Raw genomic sequence first — 10,947 nt, 5'->3', positions numbered from 1 at the left:
ATCAGGCTCCCTTGACGGCGGCGGCAGCGACCAGCGGACGGTCAGCAGCGGGGTTGTGGGGCGTCTCGGTCATCGGCTTTTCCTCGCGGATATGGCCCTTGATCGTGGCCCAGACGTTGACGATCATCACGATGAACCCGGCGAGATAGAGCAGGCCGCCCGCAGCGCGGATCAGGTACATCGGGTGCATCGCCGCGACGCTTTCGACGAAGCTGTAGACGAGGTATCCGTCGGCTCCGTATTCGCGCCACATCAGGCCCTGCATCATGCCGGCGACCCACATCGCGGCGGCGTAGAACACGATGCCCACGGTCGAGAGCCAGAAGTGCCAGTTGACCATGCGCAGGCTGTACAGGCGCGGACGGTTCCACAGGCGCGGCACCAGATAATAGACACAGGCAAAGGTGATCATGCCGTTCCAGCCCAAAGCGCCGGAGTGGACGTGGCCGATGGTCCAGTCGGTGTAGTGCGACATCGAGTTGACCCATTTGATCGACATCATCGGGCCTTCGAAGGTGCTCATGCCGTAGAAGGCGAGCGCCATCACCATCATGCGGATGATCGGATCGGTGCGGATCTTGTCCCAGGCGCCGTTGAGCGTCATCAGGCCATTGATCATCCCGCCCCAGCTGGGCATCCACAGCATGATCGAGAACACCATGCCCAGCGTCTGCGCCCAGTCGGGCAGCGCGGTGTAGTGGAGGTGGTGCGGGCCTGCCCAGATATACAGGAAGATCAGCGACCAGAAGTGGATGATCGACAGTCGATAGCTGTAGACCGGACGCTCGGCCTGCTTGGGGACGAAGTAATACATCATCGCCAGGAAGCCCGCGGTCAGGAAGAAGCCGACCGCGTTATGGCCGTACCACCACTGGGTCAGCGCATCCTGCACGCCTGCGAACGCCGAGTAGCTCTTCGATCCGAAGATGGAGGCGGGCATCGACAGGTTGTTGACCACGTGGAGCATGGCCACGGTGATGATGAAGGCGAGATAGAACCAGTTGGCGACATAGATGTGCGGCTCGCGGCGGCGCACGATGGTGCCGATGAAAACCGCGAGGTAGCACAGCCACACGACCGTCAGCCACAGATCGACATACCATTCGGGCTCGGCATATTCCTTGGCTTCGGTGACCCCCATAAGATAGCCGGTGGCGGCCAGCACGATGAACAGCTGATAGCCCCAGAACACGAAGCGGGCCATCGACGGGAAGGCGAGGCGCGCGCGGCAGGTGCGCTGGACGACATAGAAGCTGGTCGCGATCAGCGCATTGCCGCCGAACGCGAAGATCACCGCAGAGGTGTGCAGTGGCCGCAGCCGTCCGAAGGTGGTGTATTCGAAATTGAGGTTGAGCATGGGGAAGGCGAGCTGCAGCGCGATGAACAGCCCCGCGGCCATCCCGGCGACGCCCCAGAACAGCGTCGCAATGACACCCCAGCGGACCGGGTCGTCGTCATACTGGCCAAGATCGGCGGGCAGTTTCAGCATGCCCCGCGCCATCGCGCCATAGTCGGCGCGACTGATCGTGAACCACAATACCGCCAGGCAAGCGATCATCACGATCGTCATGTGCACCGCAAACGGCCAATCGACCGCCAGTATCGCCATCGCGAGTGCCAGCAAAGCCAGCCCCAGCCAGCCACCGGCCCTTAAAACCAAACCATCCATATACCTTGTCCCCGTGCGCGCAGACTCATCAGGATCTGCGCTTCCTTACGGCTGCTGATGGACCCGGCTGGCCCACAAAACATTGATCACGATCAACGAAATTTTTGCGCCGCATCAATGCGCTGGCCAGCATCCGGGGCCAGGGATGCGTTCACTCAAGGAGGAGTGATCACATGAAAAAATCTGTCGTACCGTTCGCTATGCTTGCCGCGCTTCTGGCCGTTCCGGGCCAGGCGATGGCGCAAAGCGGTGAGGTGCATTTTAAGATCCTGGGCACGCTCGTCGCGCCCGACGGCAAGATCAGGGACGTCAAGCTGGACCGCATCGGCCTGCCCGCGGGCAGCCAGACCAAGGCCAACGACAATTTTGTCCCCACGGTGGCGATCGAATACTTCCTGGCCGATTCGATCTCGGTGGAGACGATCGCCGGAGTCACCCAGCATGATGTCGATGGACGCGGCGCGCTGGCGGGGGCTGGCCTGGTTTCCAACGCCAAGATCGTGCCCGCCACGGTCACGCTGAAATATCATTTCGGCAAGGCAGGGGGCATTCGGCCCTATGTCGGCGTGGGGCCCAGCTACTTCATCTTCATCAACGAAAAGCCCGGCGCCACGACACGAACGCTGGGCGCGACCAGCCAGAAGATCAACGATACCGTAGGTGCCGCACTGCAGGCGGGTGTCGATGTTCCGATCAACGACAAGGGCATGTTCGTCTCTGTCGATGCCAAGCGCTATTTCATGCGCCCGCTCGCCAGCTGGCGCGCCAACGGGGTCGAGGTTCTGCGCACCCGGCACGAGCTTGACCCCTGGGTGATCAGCGCAGGGCTCGGTTTCCGGTTCTGATGCGGTAGATCGAGTTGACACAGTATTGCCTGACCATGACGGAGCCGGGATGTGGCTCGCTGCCTGGCGGCAATCAGGGTGGGTCAATAGCGTGTCATGAGCGGCTAGCCGGCCAATTCCTCCATCGCGGCGCGATTGCGGATCACGATTTCGCGCCGTGATGGCAGGGCGAGCAGGCCATCCCCCTTCATCCGGGTGAGCTGGCGGCTGGTCGTCTCGATCGTCAGCCCCAATATGTCGGCGATCTGCTGGCGTCCGAAGGGAAGTTCGAAGCCGTTGAGCGAGCCATCGGCATTGCAGCCCTGGCCGGACAGCCGATCGGCCATCTCGAGCAGGAAGGATGCGACCTTCTCGGAAGCCGACTTGCGGCCAAGCAGCATCATCCAGTGCCGCGCCCGGTCGAGCTCGTCGAGCGTGCGGCGCAGCAGCTTCTGCTGCAGGTCCGGATGCTCGCTGGCGAAATCGTCAAAGCTGTTGCGGTTGAAGATGCACACTTCGGCATCGGTCATCGCGGTGACGCTATAGGGGCTTTCCTTGCCGAAGGGGCGGCCGATGAAGTCGGAGGGAAACACCACCCCGACAATCTGCTCGCGCCCGTCCGATGCGGACACGACCAGCTTCAATACGCCTTCGAGCACATTGGCGACGACAGGCGCGTCATCGCCTTCCCACAACAGCGTGTGGCCCGACTTGACCTTCTGCCGCCGACCCATCTTGCCCAGGACCGCAAGTTCGTCCCCGGTCAGGCTGGCGCAGATCGCGCGATTTCGCACAATGCAGGATGAGCAATCGTTCATGCGGTCTCCCTACGCCTTCCCAGGCTCTATGAACAGGGCGCTGCGCCAGTGCGAAATTACCGGGGCGGCAGGCCCGCAAAGGTGATCGCGCTCTCCGCGCCGCTTTCCGAAATCGCGGCCACCCCGGCAAAGTGATCGTCCACGATCACGCCGGGCAGGGTCATCTTGATATCGGTGGTTTCTGCCGATTGTTCCCAGTCGCGGGCATCGGCCCTGCGCCAATAGACCTTGTAGCGCGCAGCCCCCGGAACCTCGGCCCAGCTGACCTGGGTGTCGCTGCTCAACGCCCCTCCCAGCATCGCGCTGGCGGGCGCCGCTGGCGCGCTGGCAAGCTCGCGGATCACCGCGACGTTGAGCGCGGTCACGCGTGCGAGATAGGGAAAGTCCATCTCGTCGATGGTGTCGCCGAACTTGCGGTCGCCCTCCAGGCGGATGTCCTGATGCTGGTGGTCGTAATTTTCCACGCCAACGGTGAAGCGGATCGCGGGATAGCCCAGCTCCAGCGCAGGAAGATGGTCGCCGCCGCGGCTGAAGCGATCGGGCCTGCGCACTCCGAAGACTTCAAGGCCAAGGTCGCCGCGTGCCTTGCCGACACGCTGTGCGGCGCGCATCAGCGCACGCGATGGGCCGTCATCCTCGCCCCCGCTGCCGCGCCGGGCCATCGCCTCGGTCATCGATTCGGACGCGCGGATGCCTTCTGAGAACACCCGCACCCGGTCGCTGACCTTGCGGCCATCCTGACCCTCGGTGTTCCCTACGATGTCGTTGTTGAGCAGCGCGCGCACCCGCCAGCCGCGCGCGCGGGCGGTCTCCGCGATCAGCCGCCCACCCCACAGGCCCTGCTCTTCGCCCGAGAGCACCGCATAGATGATGGTGGGCGCGAATTTCTGCTTGCTCAGCACCCGCGCGGCCTCGAGCACCAGCGCGACACCCGATCCGTCGTCGTTCGCGCCGGGGGCATCGCTGGTGAAATCGGCGATGTCCGACACCCGGCTGTCGATGTGTGCGGAGATGATGATCACGTCATCGGGATCGCCGCTGCCCTGCTGCACGCCCAGCACGTTGACCACATTCACCCCATTGGGTGCGCGCGGCCCGGTGAAACGCCGGTCGAGCTGCTCGATGGTGATGCAGCCGCCACAGGCCTTGCCGATCTTCGCGAATTCCGCCGCCGCCCAGCGCCGCGCGGCGCCGATTCCGCGGGTGGGATGGTCGGGCGAGGACAATGTGTGACGAGTGCCGAAGCTCACCAGTTTCTCGACATCCGCGCGCAGCCGCGCCGGGTCAGCCTCGACCTCGGCGTGCGCGGGGACAGTGAACAGGGCCAGGGCTGCGACCAGCGTTGTAATTTTGTGCATGCGGGCCAAGCTGGCCCAAGTTTCCGGCCAGCGCAAGCACCTTAAAGGCGGCTATTGTCCGGTCTTGAGATACCAGCGCTCACCGCCTTCAAGGCACAGCGCGGTGAGCATGCCGCTCATATAGGCACCGGTATCGATTCCGATGCGGTTGGGGCATTCCTCGACGTCGTCGGTGATGGTGTGGCCGTGCACGATCAATTTGTCGTGCGGGGCTTCATCCATAATGAAATCCTCGCGGATCCAGCGCAGATCCTTGGGCCGCTGGTCCTCGATCGGCACGCCGGGGCGGACGCCCGCGTGGACAAAGGCATAATCGCCCATCACGATGCGATCCTTGAAACCCGACACGAAATCGACATGCCTGCGCGTCAACAGCGCCGGCATCCGCGCGGCGAGCTCTTCCATGCTCAGCTCGTTATAGTCCTGCGGCGTGATGTCATAGCTCAGAATGGTTTCGCGACCGCCGATCTTGCAGAAGAAGCGCACCAGCTTCTCGTCGCCGCTGGCAGCGCCCAGATACACCTCTTCGTGGTTGCCCATCAGGAAGTGCGCGTTTTCGCCCAGCGATTGCGACACCTCGATGGCGCGATCAATCACGCCCGAGCTGTCTGGGCCGCGATCCATCAAGTCGCCAAGGAACACGATATGAGTGTCGGCGGCGCCGCGCGCGCGGTCGTCGGCGACGATCTGGTCGAGCAGCTGGTCGAGCAGGTCACGGCGACCGTGCACATCGCCGATCGCGTAGACACGCCGACCGTCAGGAAGTCTCGCGGTATCGATCGGGGCAGCCGGTTTCGGCTTTCTGCGCAGCAAGGCCTTGAGCATGATGCTTTCGATTCTTCAAATGATCAGTGTCGTGCGTCGCCCCAAGCGGCTGCTATATGCGCCAATTGGCGAAAAGTTCAACCATCTGTTGTTCGCAGCTGCAGCAATGGCATCAAACCCTCCCCCGAGGGGGAGGGTCCGTTGATCATTCCGCCGCGAAGCTCAGTCCGGCCTTTGCCACCAGCCGCGCAACCAGCTTGTCGCCCAGCACCGCGCCCGGGGTCACAATGCCGCCTTCGCCTGCGGGCACGTCCTGCACCAGGCACAGCGCGCTTTCGGCGATCATCTTGGAGGTCGAGCCATAGCCGGGGTCCTTGTCGCCCTTGACGCCATAGGTTTGAACCTGGCCATCGGGCATCTCGGCGATGAACAGCACGTCGTAGAAACCGTTTTCGCGCTCTTCCTTGCTGGGGCCTTCGCCGGGCTTGGGGCCGCCTTCGCCGCCCATCATGTCGGTGGTGGCGAGGTGCTTGGCGATCGCCTCGCCCTTTTCGCCCGGACCGGTGAGCATCATCTCGTCATAGACGAAATCCTGGCCATAGGGGTGACCCAGCAGCGCGTTGGTGCGGTGGACGTTCTTGGTGTTGATCGGCGCCATGATGAACGGCGCGGCCCAGCTGCCGAGGGCCTCGTCGTGCTCGGGCTTGTTGCCCTTGGGCTGGGCGGGGCCTTCGAAGCCGCCCGCCAGGCTGAACGGGTTGACCAGATAGCCCAGCACCGCGGGATCCTTGGCAGCAGCGGCCATCGTCGCCTTGAGCGAGGCGGCGGTACCGCCCGAGAAGGTGCCCTGCATTGCCCGCACCCGGCCCTTGATCCGAGGGGCAGGCTTGCCGAAGCGGGTGACGCATTCCTTCTGCAGCATCAGCACGCCCAGATCGAAGGGGATCGAATCGAAACCCGTCGAAAACACGATGCGCGCACCGCTGGCCTTGGCGGCGGCGTCATACTTGTCGATCATCTGGCGCATCCAGGCAGGCTCGCCGCACAGGTCGACATAATCGGTGCCATTGGCAGCGCAGGCGGCGACCAGAGGTTCGCCATAAAGCTGGTACGGGCCGACGGTGGTCAGCACGACCTTGGTGCGCCTGGCCATCGCCTCGATCGTCTCGGGCGCGTCGGCATCGGCGACCACCACCGGCGTGTCGGCGGGAAGGCCCATTTCGGCAAGCACCGCTGCCATCTTGTCGGCCGAGCGCGCCGCGACCGCCCATTTGGGCGCATCGCCGCCCTGGCCATAGGTGTTCTGCAGATATTCGGCGACCAGCCGCCCGGTAAAGCCGCTGGCACCATAGACGATCACATCGAATTCGCGGTTCTCTCTGGGCGACATCGGCTCTCTCCTGCTTGATTGTGGTTGCGGTGTTCTATGGATCACAGTTTCGGCAGCGTCACGCCGCGCTGGCCCATATATTTGCCCGCGCGGTCGGCATAGCTGATCTCGCACGGCTCGTTGCCCTTGAGGAACAGGAACTGGCATGCGCCTTCATTGGCGTAGATCCTGGCGGGCAACGGGGTGGTGTTGCTGAACTCCAGCGTCACATGCCCCTCCCAGCCGGGCTCGAGCGGGGTGACGTTGACGATGATCCCGCAGCGCGCATAGGTCGATTTGCCCAGGCAGATCACCAGCACATCGCGTGGCACGCGGAAATACTCGACCGTCCGCGCCAGCGCGAAGCTGTTGGGCGGGATGATGCAAACATCGGTCTTGCGGTCGACAAAGCTGTCGGGATCGAACTGCTTGGGATCGACCACCGAGGAATTGACGTTGGTGAAGATCTTGAACTCGTCCGCCACCCGCGCGTCATAGCCATAGGACGAAAGCCCATAGGATATGCAGCCATCACGCCTCTGGGCCTCGACGAACGGCTCGATCATGGCGTGGTCGTGCGCCTGGGTGCGGATCCATTTGTCGGAAAGGATGGACATCGCTGAAAAATCTCCTGCATCCGCTCAGCCTGAGGTTGTCGAAGGCCCCGCTATGCGGCTGGCGTGGGCGCGCTGCCTTCGACAGGCTCAGGCTGAGCGGGGTTGGGTAAGGGTTGCTGGTTCACTCCAGATTGGCCGGGCCGAACGCGGCTGGCAAGAGCACCGAGAGCCGGTGTTCGATCCAGCCGGTGGCATGGCCCGAATAGACGACAGGATCGGTCCCGCCCAGTTGTGCAAGTTCGTTCATCACCTGGCGGCAGCGCCCGCATGGGGTGACCGGCGCGGCTGTGGGCGCCAGGGTGCCATCGGCGTCCAGCGGTCCGCCCATGATCGCAACCTCGACCAGCCCGGTGCGGCGTCCCTGCAGGTTCGCGGCGATCGCCGCTGCCGTCTCGGCGCAGATGGCAAGGCCATAGCTTGCATTCTCGAAATTGCTGCCGGTGATCACCGTGCCATCGTCGAAGCGGAAGGCTGCGCCGACGTGAAAGCCCGAATAAGGCGCATAAGCGGTCAGCGCCGCGCCGCGCGCCGCCTCCAGCAGATCGCGGGTCGTCGTCTCGTCACTCATGGTCGCACCACATTCCAGCGCACGCCCTGCGGCGCGCCGTTGATCCGGTAGAAGCTGCTCGATTGCCACATCACCCAGCGCTTGGCGGCATAATCGGGGGGGACGAAATCGCCCAGCAGCCACACGGTGCGGGCGAGCCCGTCGCTGATCTGATAGGCGCTTTCGAACTCCGATGAAATTCTCAGCAGCGCAGGCTTGCCGCTGTGGTTTTCGATCTGGTTCAAGAACGTGTTGAGCTCGCCCAGCAGCATCGCGCGGTCGGGACGGGACTTGCAGGCCTCGTCAAGCTCCAGGCTGACCACCGGCGGCAGCATCGCCGGGTCGCGCGGCACGGTGGTGATGAACAGCTCGGCCTGCTGCGCCTCGCCCGCGCACAGGCTGAATTCGTGCACCGGGCCAAAGCGCATTCCGCTGAGCCGCGCGCCCTTGATGTTGGCGGCAAAGCGCGGATCGCGGGTCGATCCCCCGGCGCTGGCGCGGACATAGGCGAAATCCGCACCCATTGCCGCGAGCGTCGGCCAGGCGAGATCGCCGTCGTTGGCGCTGACGTACAGCCCCTGCACCGGATAGTCCTTGCGCGAGGGCGCCCATCCGGTGATGCCGCCCCAGATCAGCCCGCCCAGCACGGCGAGCAGCAGCGCGAGCAGCGCAAGGCCGATGGTCCAGCGTTTCAGGGTGGATGTCCGCATGATTGTGCTGATCAGCCCTTGATGTGCAGCACGCAGATCAGCGTGAACAGCCGCCTTGCGGTGGGAAAATCGATTTCGATCTTGTCCTGCAGCCGCTCGACCAGCAGTTCGGCCGCCTCGTTGTGGACGCCGCGCCGTGCCATGTCGATGGTCTCGATCTCCTGCGCGGTCGCCTTGCGGATCGCTTGGTAATAGCTGTCGCAGATCGCGAAATATTCGCGGATCGGGCGGCGGAAGCGGCCCAGCGCCAGCACCAGTGTCTCGAGATGCGTGCCGTCCTCGCGTGCGATGGTGATCGCCAGCCGTCCCTCGAACACCGCAAGGCTCAGCCGGAAGGGGCCTGCATAATCATCGGGATAGGGCTTGAGCGGCTTGAAGAAATTGTCCTCGATCAGGTCGAAAATGGCGATGCGCCGTTCCTGCTCGATATCCGCGTTTCGCCACAGGATGGTCTGCTCGTCGAGCTGGACATGGATGATGCGCGGATCGGACATAAGCCGCAGTCTTTCGCCTATGCACCGGGGCTGGGCAAGCGGAAAAACCCGGCAGCCTCGCTGTCCGGCGCCTTGTCCACACGATTATTGGCCGCAGTGCCTTGCGCGCCACAGCGTCCGCAGCGAATATATGGGCATGGCCCAAGACACCCTGCTCCAGTCCGCTCCTCCTCCCGCGCTTCCGCCGCAGATCGCAGCCCCGATCGCGCGCGACACCCCCGAAGCCAAGCTGCCGCGCAATATCGAGGCGGAGGCCGCGTTTCTGGGCGCGCTGCTGATCGACAACCGGATCGCGGAAGAGGTTGGCGCGCGGCTCAAGGCGGAGCATTTCTTCGAAAGCGTCCACCAAAGGCTGTACGCGCAGATCATGCGGCTGATCGACAAGAACGTCACCGTCACCCCGGTAACGCTCAAGCCGTTCTTCGAAAGCGATGCAGGTCTCGCCGAGCTTGGCGGGATGCGCTATCTCGCGCGGTTGACCGGCGATGCCGGCGGCCTGATCGGCGCGCGCGACTTTGCCGAGCAGATCTATAACCTCGCGCTGCTGCGCGAGCTGATCCAGGTCGGGCGGACGCTGGTCGACAAGGCCATGGACACCAGCGAGGCGGTCGACCCCCTGGGCCAGATCGAGCAGGCGGAAGCCGCGCTCTACAATGTCGCGCAGGGAGAGGGCGACACCAGCGGCGCGGTGCATTTCAACGTCGCGGTCGGCGCTGCGCTCGGCATGGTCGAAAAGGCTCTCAACAGCGGCGGGCATGTTTCGGGTGTGACCACGGGGCTGACCGACCTCAACGCCAAGATCGGCGGCCTGCATCCGTCCGATCTTCTGATCCTCGCCGCGCGCCCCGGCATGGGCAAGACCTCGCTCGCCACCAACATTGCCTTCAACGCCGCCTCGCGCTGGCGGCTGGACAAGGCGGCGGGGATCGAGGACGACAAGAATGTCGGCGCAAAGACTGCGTTCTTCAGCCTCGAAATGTCATCCGACCAGCTGGCGACGCGTATCCTGGCCGAGCAATCGCGGATCAGCTCGGAAAAGCTGCGCATGGGGCAGATCGCGCGCAACGAGTTCCAGCGGCTGGTGACAGCCTCGCAGGAGCTCGAAGACCTGCCGCTGTTCATCGACGATACGCCCGGCCTCACCATCGCCGCGCTGCGCGCCCGCGCACGCAGGCTCAAGCGCAAGCACGATATCGGTTTCATCGTCGTCGATTATCTCCAGCTGCTGCAGGGCACGGGCCGCAACGAGGGCCGCGTCAACGAGATTTCGGAGATCAGCCGCGGTTTGAAGACGCTGGCCAAGGAATTGCAGGTGCCGGTGATGGCGCTGTCGCAGCTCAGCCGCGCGGTGGAAAGCCGCGAGGACAAGCGCCCGCAGCTTTCGGATTTGCGCGAGTCCGGCTCGATCGAGCAGGACGCCGATATCGTGCTGTTCATCTATCGCGAGGAGTATTACCGGCTGATGGTCAAGCCCGACGGCCCGATCATGGACCCCAAGACCGCCGCGGACGAAGAGATCAACCAGAAATACCGCGAGTGGGAGGACAAGTTCAGCCCCACCGCCAACAAGGCGACCGTGATCGTCGCCAAGCAGCGCCATGGCTCGACCGGCAACGTCCAGCTGCGCTTCGAAAGCGAGATCACCAAGTTCAGCGACTTGGCCCGAGAGGATTATATGCCCGGCGGGTTCGAGGAATAGGGAAAGGGTCGCCACATCGCACCAGCGTATGAGTGCTTCCGATTATCTGTAGGCCCCGGCCTGCGCAGGGGCCGGAC

At 64.0% G+C, this 10,947-nt stretch carries 11 protein-coding genes; 2 read left to right on the top strand and 9 right to left on the bottom strand.

Features of this window, described 5'->3' with window-relative positions; genetic code table 11:
• Window position 1 precedes the first annotated feature (1 nt).
• On the bottom strand, window positions 2–1,669 hold the full coding sequence (gene ccoN, locus B5J99_RS02745) for a cytochrome-c oxidase, cbb3-type subunit I (RefSeq protein ID WP_054133975.1): 1,668 nt from the start codon (window positions 1,667–1,669) through the stop codon (window positions 2–4).
• Window positions 1,670–1,842: 173 nt separating this feature from the next.
• Between ccoN and B5J99_RS02740 the strand changes: the two genes are divergently transcribed.
• Entirely contained in the window at window positions 1,843–2,514 is a 672-nt protein-coding gene (locus tag B5J99_RS02740) for an OmpW/AlkL family protein (RefSeq protein ID WP_117351398.1), read from the top strand.
• A gap of 104 nt (window positions 2,515–2,618) precedes the next feature.
• On the opposite strand, the gene B5J99_RS02735 is transcribed toward B5J99_RS02740, so the two are convergent.
• The 8 genes from B5J99_RS02735 to B5J99_RS02700 all read right to left on the bottom strand — a co-directional run bounded on the left by B5J99_RS02735 (window position 2,619) and on the right by B5J99_RS02700 (window position 9,171).
• Window positions 2,619–3,311 (bottom strand): Crp/Fnr family transcriptional regulator, encoded by a 693-nt coding sequence (locus tag B5J99_RS02735; RefSeq protein ID WP_054133977.1) that lies wholly within the window; start codon window positions 3,309–3,311, stop codon window positions 2,619–2,621.
• A gap of 56 nt (window positions 3,312–3,367) precedes the next feature.
• Window positions 3,368–4,669, bottom strand: a complete 1,302-nt coding sequence (locus B5J99_RS02730) for a M20/M25/M40 family metallo-hydrolase (protein ID WP_054133978.1) — start codon at window positions 4,667–4,669, stop codon at window positions 3,368–3,370.
• A 51-nt stretch (window positions 4,670–4,720) separates the two neighbouring features.
• Complete coding sequence (locus B5J99_RS02725) at window positions 4,721–5,494, bottom strand: metallophosphoesterase family protein (protein ID WP_117351397.1); 774 nt, start codon at window positions 5,492–5,494, stop codon at window positions 4,721–4,723.
• Window positions 5,495–5,639: 145 nt separating this feature from the next.
• Window positions 5,640–6,824: a saccharopine dehydrogenase family protein gene (locus B5J99_RS02720; protein WP_117351396.1), complete on the bottom strand. Its 1,185-nt coding sequence runs from the start codon at window positions 6,822–6,824 to the stop codon at window positions 5,640–5,642.
• Window positions 6,825–6,865: 41 nt separating this feature from the next.
• Window positions 6,866–7,420 (bottom strand): dCTP deaminase, encoded by a 555-nt coding sequence (gene dcd, locus B5J99_RS02715; protein WP_054133981.1) that lies wholly within the window; start codon window positions 7,418–7,420, stop codon window positions 6,866–6,868.
• A gap of 121 nt (window positions 7,421–7,541) precedes the next feature.
• On the bottom strand, window positions 7,542–8,006 hold the full coding sequence (locus tag B5J99_RS02710) for a cytidine deaminase (RefSeq protein WP_342768920.1): 465 nt from the start codon (window positions 8,004–8,006) through the stop codon (window positions 7,542–7,544).
• On the bottom strand, window positions 7,985–8,677 hold the full coding sequence (locus tag B5J99_RS02705; protein WP_117351394.1) for a glycoside hydrolase family 25 protein: 693 nt from the start codon (window positions 8,675–8,677) through the stop codon (window positions 7,985–7,987). The genes B5J99_RS02710 and B5J99_RS02705 overlap by 22 nt, the downstream gene beginning before the upstream one ends.
• An 11-nt stretch (window positions 8,678–8,688) precedes the next feature.
• Window positions 8,689–9,171 carry a UPF0262 family protein gene (locus B5J99_RS02700; RefSeq protein ID WP_117351393.1) on the bottom strand — a complete coding sequence of 161 codons (483 nt, stop codon included), beginning with the start codon at window positions 9,169–9,171 and terminating at the stop codon, window positions 8,689–8,691.
• A gap of 136 nt (window positions 9,172–9,307) precedes the next feature.
• Here B5J99_RS02700 and B5J99_RS02695 point away from each other — a divergent pair, with 136 nt between their 5' ends.
• On the top strand, window positions 9,308–10,870 hold the full coding sequence (locus B5J99_RS02695) for a replicative DNA helicase (RefSeq protein ID WP_245991722.1): 1,563 nt from the start codon (window positions 9,308–9,310) through the stop codon (window positions 10,868–10,870).
• Window positions 10,871–10,947: the final 77 nt, after the last annotated feature.

Source organism: Blastomonas fulva (genome assembly GCF_003431825.1).
Lineage (GTDB): Bacteria > Pseudomonadota > Alphaproteobacteria > Sphingomonadales > Sphingomonadaceae > Blastomonas > Blastomonas fulva.
Note: the sequence above shows the minus strand (reverse complement) of the source record. Positions and strands in the feature narration are given on the sequence as shown.